Source organism: Solirubrobacter deserti, from assembly GCF_027587175.1.
GTDB lineage: Bacteria > Actinomycetota > Thermoleophilia > Solirubrobacterales > Solirubrobacteraceae > Solirubrobacter > Solirubrobacter deserti.
In genome coordinates this window covers 25,666-37,835 of record NZ_JAPCID010000009.1, presented here as the reverse complement: position 1 = coordinate 37,835, position 12,170 = coordinate 25,666, and the positions used below count along the sequence as shown (strand labels likewise).

Genomic DNA, 12,170 nt, shown 5'->3' with positions numbered 1-12,170 from the left:
GTCCGCCGCGATGGTGCAACCGCTCACGAGATCCGGCATCTGGATCCTGTTCGTGCTCGCCGCCGCGAACGGCGTCTGGCTCTACTTCCTCCCCGGCCTGGCGGACACGGACTACGCGTGGTCGATCAAGCCGCCCGTGAACGCCGCCTTCATCGGCGCGGGCTTTCTCGCCGGCACGCTCGCGACCGGGCTCGTGCTCTGGCGCGCGCGGGAGTGGCGCACGTTCTCCACGCTGCCGGTCGCGCTGTGGGTGCTGGCGACGTCGCTCGCGCTGGCGACGTTCATCCACGAGGACCGCTTCTTCTGGGACTACCCGCTGACGTGGGTGTGGACGGGCGTGTACGTGGGCGTGCCGTTCGCGGTGCCGTTCCTGGTCTGGCGCCAGCGCCGCGCCGCCGAGCCCGCGCCGCCGGCCGACCCGCGGCTGAAGCGGCTGCGCGCGATCTCGGCCGTGGTCGGGACGGTGATGCTGATCGGCGCGGCCGCGCTGTACCTGTTCCCCGAGGACCTGCTCGAGCACTGGCCGTGGACGCTCACGCCGCTGCTCGCCCGCGCCGTCGCCGCCTGGTACGCGCTCTTCGGCACGCTGCTGGTGAGCAGCGCGGTCGGCCTGCGGCGGCCGCACGAGGCGTTCATCGGCTACGCGACGATGACGTGCTGGTGCGTGCTGCTGCTCCTGCTGCCGGTGCTGCACCCGGATGACGTGAGCGGCGGCGCCGGCTGGTACGCGGGCATGATCGCGCTGCTCGCGCTGGGGATCTACGGCGTCTTACGCGGTGCCGTTGGCTTCCCGGCGCGCGCGTGAGCGCTTCAGCGCCGCCCGCGCCTGCTCGCCGGTGATCGGCTTGAGCGGGGGCAGCGCGCCCTCCGCGCCCGGAGTACCACCCGAACGGTCCTTGATCCCTTTCAGGGACTTGGGTTCGCGGCGGAAGAAATCGGCCAGGCTCATGGGCGTTTGGCGGTCGCCGGTGCACGGACGACCTCAATGGACAGGATACCGGCCGTGGCAAGCGCCACCAGCGCGCCGACGCCCCACGTCCAGCTGAGCAGGGTCTCCGAGCCACGGAACGCGAGCGTGCCGCCCGCGGCCACCGCGGCGAGCGTCGCCGTGCCCAGCAGCATGCGGTAGCGCGCCAGCACGAGCTGCACCAGCGGATGCTCGCCCGCGCGGAGCACGAGGCTCGAGAACACCGCCGAGACCGACAGCAGCACCGCCACCGCCGGACCGCCGGAGCGCGCGATCCCGTGCAGGTCGGCGAACGCCCACGCCAAGCCGAGCTCCAGCGTGAGCACCCACGCCACGAGCATCGCCGGCACGAGGAACCCGCTGCGCTCGGGGGCGTACTTGACGCGCAGCCCGGGCTCGATCTCGGCCCCGGTGCTCGCCATGTAGTGCAGCCCCGGCCGGTCGGAGTCCCGCGGCCCTTCCAGCAGCAGCTCGCCCGTGCGGTTGTCGACGATGTCCGCGCTGCGCGCGCGCATCCCCTCCGGCACGCTCAGCTCCACGTGGTAGCTCGCCGCCTCGGTGCAGCCCTGCGTGCCGTAGAAGTGCGAGCGGCGGTCCGGCCGCCCGAGCGGCTCGTCGTAGGCGAACTTGACGATGCGCCGCTTGGCGACGGTGTCCAGCACCGCGCACAGCAGGAACTTGCTCGTGAGCACCCGGGCCAGCGCGGCGAACTCCGGCGCCTGCCCGGCCACCGCGTCCACGCGCGCGGTCACGGCCTCGACGTCTTCCGGGCCGGCCGCGAGCACGCGCTCGATCAGGTCGCTCGCGTCGAAGCCCGGCTCGGCGTCCTCGAGCTCGATGTCCAGCATCAGGTACAGCAGCTCGCGCGCGATCAGGCGCACCTCGTCCGAGCGCACGAGCGGCAGCGCGTAGCCGTCCTCGCCGAACAGGTCGAAGTGGACGAGCTTGCGCTTGTCGAGCACCGCGAGCGGCACGACCCACTCGCCGTCGGAGAGCCGCAGCTCGTCGCGGTGCTCGAACGGCACGGTGAAGTCCACCGACACCGAGCGCCGGACCTCCTCGTGCGAGAGCACGGCGATGGTCTCCACGCGGCGGTGCCGCCAGCCCGCCTGCCGCGTCAGCAGCGCCGCGAAGGCGACCGCGATCTCCCCCGCGCGTTCCTCGAGGACCTCACCCGGCCAGGGCTGCACGCAGCGCGTCCTCCAGCGCGTCCAGCTCGCCCTCGTAGCGATCGCCCGCGATGAAGATCGCGGGCGCCCGCCGCGCGCCCGAGTCCACCGCGCTGCGGATGTTGTCCACGATCCGGTCGGCGTGGCGCTCGTCCATCATGTCCTGCATCAGGGTCGTGACGTCCAGCCCGATGTGGCCGGCGTAGTTGATGAGGTCAGGCACGGACAGGGCATCCTGACGCGCGAGCAGGACGTGATGGAACGCCCAGAACGCGTCCTGGGCGCCGGCGCACTCGGCGGCCAGCGCGGCGCCGTTGGCGTTCGGGTGATCCTCGGCCATCGGCAGGTGACGCCAGGCGTAGGTGAAGCCGTCCCAGCGCTCGCGCAGCGCCGTGACCGCCCGGTGGGCGGCGGCGGTCTCGGGATCCTCGTAGTCGCCGAACAGGACGAGCACGGGGCCCGCCTCGCCGACGTGGTGGTCGTAGCTGCGGACGAACGGGGGCTTCAGCATGCGGGGGGTAACCGTACCCGCCGGAGTGGCAGCCCCACTGACCGGGGTCAGCAGCGGCCGTAGGATCGCGAGTCGCCCCGTATGGCCGCCCCCAACCTCGAAGAGAGCTCGCTGCTCACGCGCCTGGCCGCCGGGACCGCCGGCGTCGTCGGCAAGGCGTTCCTGCGCCGGCTGGTGACCGAGCTCGCGGGCGCGCTGGACGCCGAGCTGGCGTTCGTCGCCGAGCTGTGCGGCGACGGTGACGCGTGCACGCTCGCGAGCGCCGGCAAGCCCGGGATCGAGCTGCGCGAGGGGTGCGTGTTCAAGCTCGCGGGCACGCCGTGCGAGCACGCCTACCGGCACGACATTTTCCTCGTGCCCCGCGGCGCCCGGCTGCGCTACCCGGAGGACCGCTTCCTGCGCACCTATCAGCTGGACGGGTACCTGGCGATCGCGTTGCGCGACGCGCGCGGCTGGCCGATCGGCCACATCGGCGTGGTGGTGCGCGCGACGCCGTTCCAGCCGGCACCGAGCGAGCTGCAGGCGCTGCGGATCTTCGCCGCCCGCGCGGCCGCCGAGCTCGAGCGCCGCCGCCAGGAGGCGGCGCTGCTGCGCGCCGCGGACGAGGAGCGCCGGCGGATCGGGCGCGATCTGCACGACGGCGCCCAGCAGCGGCTGGTGGTGCTCGGGCAGGCGCTGGACCTCGCGCTGCGCGAGCTGGAGGCGGATCCCGCGAAGGCCGTCGAGCGCCTGGCGACGGCGCGCGAGCAGGCGTCGATCGCCGGACGCGAGCTGCGCGAGCTCGTCAAGGGCCTGCACCCGGTCGGGCTCGAGCGCGGCCTGCGTCCCGCGCTGACGGCGCTGGCCGTCCAGTCGCCGCTCCCGCTCGTGATCGAGGCGCTGCCCGAGGAGCGGCCGGGAGCGGTGGTCGAAGCCACCGTCTGGTTTCTCGTGTCCGAGGCGCTCACGAACGCGATCAAGCACGCGGCGGCGACTTCGCTGCGCGTGACCGTGCGCGGCGAACGCGACGCGTGGGAGGTGCGCATCGCCGACGACGGCCGCGGCGGCGCGTGTCCCTCGGCCGGCACCGGGCTGCAGGGCCTGCGAGCCCGCGTGGAGTCGCTGGGCGGGACGTTGCGCGTCGACAGCCCGCGAGGCGCGGGCACGACGCTCACGGCCCGTCTGCGCCTGCGGCCCTGATCAGCGGGTCGATCCGGTAGGGGATCTGCCGCGTCATCGAGATCGAGCTCGTCGAGCGCTGGATCGCGCCCGTGTGCAGCATCGCGTTGATGACCTCCTGCAGGTGCGTGTTGTCGCGCGCCACGACGCGGCACAGGATGTCGCTGTTGCCCGTCACGCCGTGCGCCTCGAGCACCTCGGGGACCGCGCGCAGGCCCTCGATCGCCTCGTCGAGCCGGCCCTGGACGATCTCCAGGGCGACGAAGGCGAGCACCGGGTAGCCCATCTCGGCCGGCTCGACGTCCGGACCGAAGCCCGTGATCACGCCGCGCGCGCTGAGCTTCTCCAGCCGCGCCTGCACGGTGCCGCGCGCGACGCCCAGCCGCCGCGCCACCTCCACCAGCCCGATCCGCGGGTGCGCGCGCAGCGTCAGCAGCAGTCGAGAGTCGAGCCCGTCGATCACTTGACTTGAGAGTAGGCGCGATCCGTCGGGTTTGCTCCTATAGTCCGCAACAGGAGAGCGAGATGAGCAGTGTCTACCGCAACATCCTGGTGGCGGTCGATGGCTCGCCGGACGCGGACGCGGCCCTTGCGCACGCGGCGGCGCTGGCGCGCGATCAACACGCCCGGCTGACGCTGCTGACGGCGATCCCGCCGATCCCGGCGACCGCCCTGCTGGCCACGGGCGCCGCGCCGCCGCGCGCCGAGGTGGTCAAGCACTACTCCGAGCTGCTGCGCCACGCGACCGACTCGCTGCCCGGCGACATCAGCGTCACGACGCTGCTCGTCGACGGCCCCGCGGCCAAGGCGCTGATCGAGCGCGCGAAGTCCGGCGCGTTCGACCTGATCGTGATGGGCTCGCACGGGCACGGGCGGCTGCACCAGTCCCTGCTCGGCTGCGTGTCGCAAAAGGTCCTGCACGCGAGCCCGATCCCGGTGCTGCTCACGCGCGCCCCCGTCGAGGAGCCGGCGACCGCGCCGGCGCCCACGATGGAAAGCTCGCTTGACATCTCGCCGATGACAAGCTAGCTTTACATCACCCGACATACCGGAGGCTCCGCGATGAAGCTCCTCGTGCTCAGCGCTCTCGTGCTGGCCCTTCTCGCCGCCCCCGCGCAGGCGTCGCAGACCGGCGTCGTCGTCTCCGACGACGGCCGTATCACCGCCCGTGGCGAGATCCGCCCGGACGATCGCTTCCGCGTGGGCAGCGTCACCAAGACGTTCGTCTCGACCACCATCCTGCAGCTCGAAGCCGAAGGCCGGCTCTCGCTCGACGACCCGGCCGAGCGCTACGTGCCCGGCGTCGGCGCGATCCCGCTGCGCGCGCTGCTCAACCACACCAGCGGGCTCAACAACCACTCGGAGGACCCCCAGGTGTTCGAGGGGTGGCCGCTGCGGCGGTGGGAGCCGCGCCAGCTCGTGGACATCGGACTCGCGATGCCGCGCAAGGCCGGCTTCGCCTACTCGAACACCAACTACGTGATCCTCGGCCTGGTGGTCGAGGCGGTGACGCGGCGCCCGCTGGAGCGCGAGCTCGAGCGCCGCATCATCAAGCCGCTGAAGCTGCGATACACGAGCTACGACGAGGGCCCGCGCGTGCGCGGCGTCGTGCGCGGGACCGCCGCCGGCGAGGACGTGACCGTGCAGGACACCAGCTGGGCCGGCGCCGCCGGCTCGCTCGTGTCGACCGGCCGCGACCTCGCGCGCTTCTACGGCTCGCTCGACCGGCTGCTCACCCGCAAGCAGCTCAAGGCCATGCGCGGCACCGGCGAGTACGGCCTCGGGCTGTTCAGCGTCCAGACGCCGTGCGGCCGCGCCTGGGGGCACAATGGCGCCGTTCCCGGCTATCTCACCCACGCCTTCACCCGCGGCGACCGCACGGTCGTGGTGCTGGTCGACGAGCAGCCCACCGACGAGCGACCCGCCGTGCGCAGACTCACCCGGGCGCTGTGCGCCTGAGATGAGGAACGAGGTGCGAACGCTGCGGACCGCGCGCGGGCTCTCCCAGCAGCAGCTCGCCGAGGCCATGGACGTGTCGCGCCAGACCATCAACTCGATCGAGAAGGAGCGCTACACGCCGTCGTTGCCGCTGGCGATCGCGCTCGCCCGCTACTTCGACACCACCGTGGAAGAGGTGTTCCATGTCGACGAATGAGTTCGTCCGCAGCCGTTGGTTCATGCCGTTGTTCTGCCTGTTCCTGGGTGCCCTGATGTTCGCGGCCTTCGCCATCGGCGACAACGTCGGCCAGGGCGCGATCTCCCTCGCCATCATGGCCGCGCTCGGTGCCGTCTTCCTGCTCGGGCGCCGCAGCGAGACGCTGCGTGGCCTCGGCGGCCCGGGCCGCGACGAGCGCTGGGCGATGATCGACCTGCGCGCGACCGCCGTTGCCGGCACGACGGTGATGATCGCCGTGATCGCCGGCTTCATCGTCGAGGTCGCGCGCGGCGAGGACGGCAGCCCGTACGCGCTGCTCGGCGCGATCGGCGGCGTCACGTACGTGGCGGCCGTCGCGTGGCTGCGTGCCCGCGGATGAAGCGGCCGAGCCGGCGCCGGTGGCCGCGGCTGTTGCCGCCGCTGGCGCTGATGGCGCTGCTGTTCGCGCTCTCGCACCAACCCAGCCTGGGCACCGGGCTGGGTGTCTGGGACCTGGTTCTGCGCAAGGGCGCGCACGTCACGGCGTACGCGCTTCTGTGCCTGCTCTGGTACCGGGCGCTCGAGCCCCGGCGGCTCGTCGCGGCCGTGCTCGTCACGCTCGCCTACGCGGCGACCGACGAGTACCACCAGACGTTCATCGAAGGCCGCAGCGGCACACCGGTGGACTGGCTGATCGACGCTGCCGGCGTCGGCATCGCCGCCGCCCTCATCCTCGTCCACCAACGACGAAGGCCCCGCCGGGGCGGGGCCTTCGTGTGAGTCCTTCTCGGGTCAAAGGACCGTCTTGTATCGGGGCGCCCGGATTTGAACCGGGGACCTCACCGACCCGAACGGTGCGCGCTACCAGGCTGCGCCACGCCCCGAACGGGAAGCAGTCTAGCCGTCAACCGCCGCCGGATGGATTCTTGTTCCCCGTGACAAGCTGGACGGTGGCGATGACCTGGCCGGTCAGCGCGTCGATCTTGTAGAGAACGCCGCCCACGACCTTCTGCACGACCTTGCCCGTGCCGTCGACGAGGCCGTCCACGGCGTCCGTGGTCTTGTCCACCGTCTCGGACACCGGACCGCCGCCCGTGACGCCCTCGACGACCTTGTCGACGGTCTCGGTCGTCTGCTGGGTGGTCTGGTTGAGCCCTTCGGTGACCTGGGAGGTGGTCTGCTCGACCGCGTCGGTCGTCTGGTCGACCGTCTCGTTGACCGCGTCCGTGGTCTGCTTGACCGCGTCCTTGACGGGCGCGGCCGCCTTCTTGGTCTCCTCCGTCACCGGGGACGTCACCGGCTTGCTCGGGGTGGCCGTCGAGGTCGGCGTCGGCTTCGGCTTGCTCGGCTTCTCCTCGCGCCGCTCCTCGGCGGCCGCGACCGGCGTGACCGGAGCGCCGGTGGCGGGAGGCTGCTCGCCGCCGCCGGGGGTGCCGGTCGGACCCGCGCCGTTCGTCTTGGGCGCCGCGCCCGTGGCACCGGCGCCGCGCGCGGCGGCTTTCTCGACGCCGCTGCCGGACTTGCCGCTCTTGCCCGTGGCGGCGCCGCCGCTGGAGCTCCTCGCGGCCGACCGCGCCGCCCGCTCGTCCCGGCCCGCCGGGGTCGGTGACGGGCTCGAGCTCTTGCTCGAAGAGCCTCCGGCGCGCTGCGTCGAGGACTCGGCGACCGCCGGTGGGGGCGCGCTCGTGGTCGCCTCCTTGACGCCGACACCGGCACCGACGCCCGCGACGATCACCGCGGCGCCCGCGGCGGCCTTCCCCCAGCCGCTGTGCAGGTGGTCGGAGAGCATCGGCATGTGCTGCATCAGCGAGGCCGTGCGCCCGCTCGGTGGCGGAGCGGCGGCCTCGGCGCCCTTGCGGAACTTCGCGAAGATCGGGAACGGCAGCAGGCCCGCGACCCTGTTCGCTACGCGCTCGCGCACGGACGGGCGCGCGAACAGCTCGCGGTCCACGCCGGCGGCCAGCGCCTCGCGCCGGCACGGCTGGCAGTGCGAGAGATGGCGGGCGAGCCGGCGCGTGTCACGCGTGCCCAACCGCGACTGCGCGGCGGAGACGATGATGCCCTGGATGCGCTGGCAGCGGGCGCCGGAGACGATGTCGTCGTACTCCTCGGTCAGCCGGCGACGCGCGCGGAACAGGGTGGACTCCACCGCGGGCCGGCTCATGCCCATGCGGCGGCCGATCTCGGCGTAGCTGAGCCCTTCCAGCTCACGCAGGACGAGGATCTCGTGGTGGGTCTCGCTCAGGCCGCCGAACGCGCCGCAGAGGCTGTCGAGGTCCTGCTTGGCCGCGACCGCGGCGTCGGGCGAGGCGCCGGACGCGACGAGCTTGGAGTGGTCGGCCGGGGCGAGGCCGTCGTCGGCGTCGTAGGAGACCTCCTCGGCGCGCTTGGAGCGGCGGAAGGCGTCGATGCAGCCGTTCTTGGCGATCTGGTAGAGCCAGGGCTTGAACGCGAGCGGCTGCTCGGTCTCCCGCATCCGGCGCAGCGCGGAGAGGAACACCTCCTGGGTGACGTCCTCGGCGCGCCCGTGGTCCTTGACCATCCCGAGCACGTACGCGTGGATCCGGCGGTGGTAGCGCTCGTAGAGGACCTCGAACGCCCGGTCGTCCCCTCGCCGCACGCGCGCGACGAGCTTGGCGTCGCCGTCATCCGGGCTTCGTGCACCGTCGATCTGCGACGCCACACCGGCGCCGCTCGTTCCCCTACCCACCGAGGTCCTCCTGCGCGGACTCTGATCTACTCAAAAGACGCACCCTGGCCCCTGTCACCGGGGTGCCGGACGACACGAATGCAGATCGCCCGAAGTCCAGACCCGCAAACCAAATGGCGCAGATTACGGACATCCTTTCGACTCTCGACGAGTTGCTCAAGCCTTCCGAGTTCGACGACCTCGGGCCGAACGGGCTGCAGGTGCCGGGCGCAGAAGAGGTCACGCGCGTGGTGACCGGCGTGAGCGCGCGGCGCGAGCTGCACGAGCGCGCGGTCGAGCTCGGAGCCCAGCTGGTGCTCGTCCACCACGGCCTGTTCTGGAAGTTCCACCCCACCGGCCTGACGCCGCTGGTCGCCGAGCGCCTGCGTCCGCTGCTGGTGCACGACATCAACCTCGTCGCCTACCACCTGCCGCTCGACGCCCACCCCGAGGTGGGCAACAACGCGTTGCTCGCGCGGGCGCTCGGGTGCGTGGAGCGGGCGCCGTTCGGCGACTACAAGGGACGGGCGATCGGGTGCCGTGGACGGTTCCCTGAGCCGCTCACCCGGGACGAGCTGGGCGCGCGTGTGCACGCCGCCACCGGACGCGAGCCGCTGCTTCTCGGAAAAAGCGCTACAGGGATCCGGAGTATTGGGATCGTGTCCGGTTCGGCCGCTGACACCCTGCACGAAGCGGCCGCGCTCGGCCTCGACGCGTTCCTCACCGGGGAGCCGCGCGAGCACATCACCGCCGACGCCGAAGAGCTCGCAATGACGTTCGTAGCGGCGGGTCACTACGCCACCGAGACGTTCGGCGTGCGCGCCCTCGGGGAGCTGCTGGCGGACCGGTTTGGCGTCGATCACGTGTTCGTGGAGCTTTCCAATCCGGTCTGACCGCAGGTTTAGCTGACGTTGAGCAGGTGCAGGTTGTGGACATCCGGTGAAGGCGCTACCGTCCCTTCCACGTGGCAAACCTCACCAGGAGGACTCGTACTGATGGCAATCCATCTCACGCCCACGGAGCTCGCTCGCGAAGCCGGAATGGAACGGCGCGACGTGATCGAGAAGTGCATGGAACTGGGCGTGCCGATCTTCCAGGGAAGGATCGACAAGACCTTGTTCATGGCCACGTTGGAAGAATCGGGATCCAGGCAGGTAGCGACAGCGTGAGCTGCGGCGCCTAGCGCGCCCGCAGCGTAGGATCGCTCCCTCCGCGTCGTCGAGGAGGAGCGAGATGCAGCACACCACGCCGTCCCCGCGAGCCGAGTCTGGCACCGGCTCGCGGACGATCGCCGACATCGTGAGCCTGGCCGCCGAGCGCTACCAAGAGCAGCCGGCGGCCCGCTTCAAGCGCGACGGCGAGTGGACCGACCTCAGCTACACGGAGCTGTCCGAGATCGTCTCGGAGATCGCCCGTGGGCTCATCGACCTCGGCCTGCATCCCGGGGAGCGCGTCGCGCTGCTGTGCACCACCCGTATCGAGTGGACGTTCGCCGACTTCGGCATCACGTCCGCCGGCGGCGTCGTCGTCCCGATCTATCCGACCAACTCGCCCGAGGAGTGCGCGTGGGTGGCGGGCAACTCGGAGTCGCGCTTCGCGATCGCTGAGGACGCGTCGCAGGTCGCCAAGCTCATCGCCGTGCGCGACCAGCTGCCCGGCCTGGAGGCGATCGTCTCGATCGAGCCGGCCGAGGGCGCGATCTCCCTTGACGAGGTCCGCGAGCGCGGCCGCGCGCGCGACGCCGCCGAGGTGGCCGAGCGCATCGCCGCCGTCAAGCCCGAGGACCCGTACACGATCATGTACACGTCGGGCACCACCGGACCGCCGAAGGGTTGCGTGCTCACCCACGGCAACTATCGCTCGGTCACCCGCATGTGCGAGGAGATCGACGTCATCGAGCCGGGCGAGCCCGTCTACCTGTACCTGCCGCTCGCGCACTCCTACGCGCTGCTGATCCAGCTGCTGGGCGTCGACCTCGGCGCGCCGATCATCTTTTGGAGCGGCAGCCGTGAGCAGATCGTGCCGGACCTGATGGCGACCAAGCCCGTCTACCTGCCCAGCGTCCCGCGCATCTTCGAGAAGATCTACACGCTCGTCACGAGCAACAACGACCCGGCCAAGATCGCGGCCGCGACGCAACTCGGCTTGCAGGTGCGCGCGATGATGGCCGCCGGGCAGCCGGTGCCCGAGCAGCTGCAGGCCGCGTTCGACCAGGCCGACGCCGAGCTCTACGCCAACGTCCGCAACATCTTCGGCGGGCGCCTCAAGCAGGCCACGTCCGGCGCCGCCCCGATCGGCAAGGAGATCCTCGAGTTCTTCTACGCCTGCGGCGCGCCCGTGCTGGAGGGCTACGGCATGACCGAGACCTCCACGGTCACGACCACGTCCACGGTCGCGGACTTCAAGCTCGGCACCGTCGGCCGCGCGATCCCGGGCTCCGAGCTCAAGATCGCCGAGGACGGCGAGGTGCTGGTCCGCGGCCCGCACATCTTCCGCGGCTACTACGGCGAGGGCGACACGACCGCGTTCGGCGAGGTCGACGCCGAAGGCTGGCTGCACACCGGCGACCTCGGCGCGCTCGACGACGAGGGCTACCTCACGATCACCGGCCGCAAGAAGGACATCATGATCACCGCGGGCGGCAAGAACCTCACGCCCGCGAACCTCGAGAACGACCTCAAGCGCTCGCGCTGGATCTCGCAGGCGGTCATGCACGCCGACCGCCGTCCGTACCCGGTCGCGCTGATCACGCTCGACCCCGAGGAGATCGTGCACTTCGCCCGCGAGCACGAGCTGCCCGAGGACCTCGCGGCGCTCTCGCGCGAACCCAAGGTGTTCGAGCTCATCCAGGGCGAGGTGGACCGCGTGAACGCGAAGTACGCCCAGGTCGAGCAGATCAAGCGCTTCTTCCTGCTCGACCACGACCTGTCCCAGGAGACCGGCGAGCTGACGCCGACCCTGAAGGTCAAGCGCAACGTCATCAACGACAAGTACGCGAGCGAGTTCGACGCGCTCTACTCGGACTGAAGCAGGCGGTCCATCGCGCCCCCCACCGGGCAGCGGCCGCAGACCCGGCGCTCGCACAGCCGGCACACCCGCTCGAGGTCGGCACGGCCGCCGACCCGAGCGGCGAGCAGCGTCTCCAGCAGCGCGCTGAGCTGGTCCTGCTGCTCGGCGTCGAGCGGTGCGAGCACCGAGTTGACCGCGGCGCGGCGCGCAAGCAGGAGCTCGTCGAAGATCGCCTCGCCCGCGGGTGCGAGGCGCAGCTCGAGCCCACGCCGACCGCCCGGGCCGGAGCGCTCGACCCAGCCGGCCGCCACGAGGCGCTCAACGAGCCGGGTCGCTCCGGGCTGGCTGAGGCCGAGCGGCCCGCGCAGGTACTCCAACGTCAACCCGGGCCGGGCGGCGATCACCACGATCGCCGCGGCGGCCGCGCCCGACTGGCCGACGACGGCGTTCACCGCCTCCTGCTGCGCATGGGCGACCTCGAGCGCGAGCGCTCCGAGCAGGTTTGCCGTCCGGTCCTCCTGAGCATGCATTAC

At 71.8% G+C, this 12,170-nt stretch carries 16 protein-coding genes and 1 tRNA gene; 10 read left to right on the top strand and 7 right to left on the bottom strand.

Annotation, left to right across the window (positions count from 1 at the left end; translation table 11 throughout):
* Positions 1 to 10 precede the first annotated feature (10 nt).
* The gene (locus OJ962_RS07650) at positions 11 to 805 is read left to right on the top strand and encodes a hypothetical protein (RefSeq protein ID WP_202955698.1); all 795 of its coding nucleotides are present in this window, start codon (positions 11 to 13) and stop codon (positions 803 to 805) included.
* Here OJ962_RS07650 and OJ962_RS07645 read toward each other — a convergent pair.
* Genes OJ962_RS07645 through OJ962_RS07635 form a run of 3 tightly spaced genes read right to left on the bottom strand, consistent with a single transcriptional unit; the run spans position 770 to position 2,647 of the window.
* Positions 770 to 949, bottom strand: coding sequence for a hypothetical protein (locus tag OJ962_RS07645; protein WP_202955697.1), 180 nt, complete (start codon positions 947 to 949; stop codon positions 770 to 772). The genes OJ962_RS07650 and OJ962_RS07645 overlap by 36 nt on opposite strands.
* Positions 946 to 2,157 carry a hypothetical protein gene (locus tag OJ962_RS07640; RefSeq protein WP_202955696.1) on the bottom strand — a complete coding sequence of 404 codons (1,212 nt, stop codon included), beginning with the start codon at positions 2,155 to 2,157 and terminating at the stop codon, positions 946 to 948. Before OJ962_RS07640 ends, OJ962_RS07645 begins: the two co-directional genes overlap by 4 nt.
* The gene (locus OJ962_RS07635; RefSeq protein WP_202955695.1) at positions 2,138 to 2,647 is read right to left on the bottom strand and encodes a DsbA family protein; all 510 of its coding nucleotides are present in this window, start codon (positions 2,645 to 2,647) and stop codon (positions 2,138 to 2,140) included. Before OJ962_RS07635 ends, OJ962_RS07640 begins: the two co-directional genes overlap by 20 nt.
* A gap of 81 nt (positions 2,648 to 2,728) precedes the next feature.
* Between OJ962_RS07635 and OJ962_RS07630 the strand changes: the two genes are divergently transcribed.
* Positions 2,729 to 3,826, top strand: a complete 1,098-nt coding sequence (locus OJ962_RS07630; protein WP_202955694.1) for a sensor histidine kinase — start codon at positions 2,729 to 2,731, stop codon at positions 3,824 to 3,826.
* Here OJ962_RS07630 and OJ962_RS07625 read toward each other — a convergent pair.
* Positions 3,798 to 4,268, bottom strand: a complete 471-nt coding sequence (locus OJ962_RS07625) for an Lrp/AsnC family transcriptional regulator (RefSeq protein WP_202955693.1) — start codon at positions 4,266 to 4,268, stop codon at positions 3,798 to 3,800. The two genes, OJ962_RS07630 and OJ962_RS07625, sit on opposite strands and share 29 nt — an antisense overlap.
* A gap of 62 nt (positions 4,269 to 4,330) precedes the next feature.
* Between OJ962_RS07625 and OJ962_RS07620 the strand changes: the two genes are divergently transcribed.
* Genes OJ962_RS07620 through OJ962_RS07600 form a run of 5 tightly spaced genes read left to right on the top strand, consistent with a single transcriptional unit; the run spans position 4,331 to position 6,719 of the window.
* Positions 4,331 to 4,834: a universal stress protein gene (locus OJ962_RS07620; protein WP_202955692.1), complete on the top strand. Its 504-nt coding sequence runs from the start codon at positions 4,331 to 4,333 to the stop codon at positions 4,832 to 4,834.
* A 33-nt stretch (positions 4,835 to 4,867) separates the two neighbouring features.
* A complete protein-coding gene (locus OJ962_RS07615) occupies positions 4,868 to 5,764 on the top strand; it encodes a serine hydrolase domain-containing protein (protein WP_202955691.1) in 897 nt (298 codons plus the stop codon).
* 1 nt (position 5,765) lies between these two features.
* Positions 5,766 to 5,960, top strand: a complete 195-nt coding sequence (locus OJ962_RS07610; protein WP_202955690.1) for a helix-turn-helix transcriptional regulator — start codon at positions 5,766 to 5,768, stop codon at positions 5,958 to 5,960.
* Positions 5,947 to 6,339: a hypothetical protein gene (locus tag OJ962_RS07605; RefSeq protein WP_202955689.1), complete on the top strand. Its 393-nt coding sequence runs from the start codon at positions 5,947 to 5,949 to the stop codon at positions 6,337 to 6,339. Before OJ962_RS07610 ends, OJ962_RS07605 begins: the two co-directional genes overlap by 14 nt.
* Entirely contained in the window at positions 6,336 to 6,719 is a 384-nt protein-coding gene (locus OJ962_RS07600; protein WP_202955688.1) for a VanZ family protein, read from the top strand. Before OJ962_RS07605 ends, OJ962_RS07600 begins: the two co-directional genes overlap by 4 nt.
* A 30-nt stretch (positions 6,720 to 6,749) precedes the next feature.
* Here the strand turns inward: OJ962_RS07600 and OJ962_RS07595 are convergent.
* Positions 6,750 to 6,823 (bottom strand) — tRNA-Pro (locus OJ962_RS07595).
* A gap of 20 nt (positions 6,824 to 6,843) precedes the next feature.
* A complete protein-coding gene (locus tag OJ962_RS07590) occupies positions 6,844 to 8,649 on the bottom strand; it encodes a sigma-70 family RNA polymerase sigma factor (RefSeq protein ID WP_202955687.1) in 1,806 nt (601 codons plus the stop codon).
* Positions 8,650 to 8,711: 62 nt separating this feature from the next.
* Here OJ962_RS07590 and OJ962_RS07585 point away from each other — a divergent pair, with 62 nt between their 5' ends.
* The 3 genes from OJ962_RS07585 to OJ962_RS07575 all read left to right on the top strand — a co-directional run bounded on the left by OJ962_RS07585 (position 8,712) and on the right by OJ962_RS07575 (position 11,655).
* Positions 8,712 to 9,521: a Nif3-like dinuclear metal center hexameric protein gene (locus tag OJ962_RS07585; RefSeq protein WP_270006273.1), complete on the top strand. Its 810-nt coding sequence runs from the start codon at positions 8,712 to 8,714 to the stop codon at positions 9,519 to 9,521.
* Positions 9,522 to 9,623: 102 nt separating this feature from the next.
* A complete protein-coding gene (locus tag OJ962_RS07580; RefSeq protein ID WP_202955685.1) occupies positions 9,624 to 9,797 on the top strand; it encodes a hypothetical protein in 174 nt (57 codons plus the stop codon).
* Positions 9,798 to 9,861: 64 nt separating this feature from the next.
* Positions 9,862 to 11,655, top strand: coding sequence for an AMP-dependent synthetase/ligase (locus OJ962_RS07575; RefSeq protein WP_202955684.1), 1,794 nt, complete (start codon positions 9,862 to 9,864; stop codon positions 11,653 to 11,655).
* Here the strand turns inward: OJ962_RS07575 and OJ962_RS07570 are convergent.
* On the bottom strand, positions 11,643 to 12,167 hold the full coding sequence (locus OJ962_RS07570) for a MarR family winged helix-turn-helix transcriptional regulator (RefSeq protein ID WP_202955683.1): 525 nt from the start codon (positions 12,165 to 12,167) through the stop codon (positions 11,643 to 11,645). The two genes, OJ962_RS07575 and OJ962_RS07570, sit on opposite strands and share 13 nt — an antisense overlap.
* Positions 12,168 to 12,170 lie beyond the last annotated feature (3 nt).

Excerpts from the sequence above, each read along its gene's own strand:
- OJ962_RS07650 (WP_202955698.1), top strand. The coding sequence starts at position 11 with ATGGTGCAACCGCTCACGAGATCCGGCATCTGGATCCTGTTCGTGCTC.
- OJ962_RS07645 (WP_202955697.1), bottom strand. The coding sequence starts at position 949 with ATGAGCCTGGCCGATTTCTTCCGCCGCGAACCCAAGTCCCTGAAAGGG.
- OJ962_RS07635 (WP_202955695.1), bottom strand. The coding sequence starts at position 2,647 with ATGCTGAAGCCCCCGTTCGTCCGCAGCTACGACCACCACGTCGGCGAG.
- OJ962_RS07630 (WP_202955694.1), top strand. The coding sequence starts at position 2,729 with ATGGCCGCCCCCAACCTCGAAGAGAGCTCGCTGCTCACGCGCCTGGCC.
- OJ962_RS07620 (WP_202955692.1), top strand. The coding sequence starts at position 4,331 with ATGAGCAGTGTCTACCGCAACATCCTGGTGGCGGTCGATGGCTCGCCG.
- OJ962_RS07615 (WP_202955691.1), top strand. The coding sequence starts at position 4,868 with ATGAAGCTCCTCGTGCTCAGCGCTCTCGTGCTGGCCCTTCTCGCCGCC.
- OJ962_RS07610 (WP_202955690.1), top strand. The coding sequence starts at position 5,766 with ATGAGGAACGAGGTGCGAACGCTGCGGACCGCGCGCGGGCTCTCCCAG.
- OJ962_RS07605 (WP_202955689.1), top strand. The coding sequence starts at position 5,947 with ATGTCGACGAATGAGTTCGTCCGCAGCCGTTGGTTCATGCCGTTGTTC.
- OJ962_RS07600 (WP_202955688.1), top strand. The coding sequence starts at position 6,336 with ATGAAGCGGCCGAGCCGGCGCCGGTGGCCGCGGCTGTTGCCGCCGCTG.
- OJ962_RS07580 (WP_202955685.1), top strand. The coding sequence starts at position 9,624 with ATGGCAATCCATCTCACGCCCACGGAGCTCGCTCGCGAAGCCGGAATG.
- OJ962_RS07575 (WP_202955684.1), top strand. The coding sequence starts at position 9,862 with ATGCAGCACACCACGCCGTCCCCGCGAGCCGAGTCTGGCACCGGCTCG.
- OJ962_RS07570 (WP_202955683.1), bottom strand. The coding sequence starts at position 12,167 with ATGCATGCTCAGGAGGACCGGACGGCAAACCTGCTCGGAGCGCTCGCG.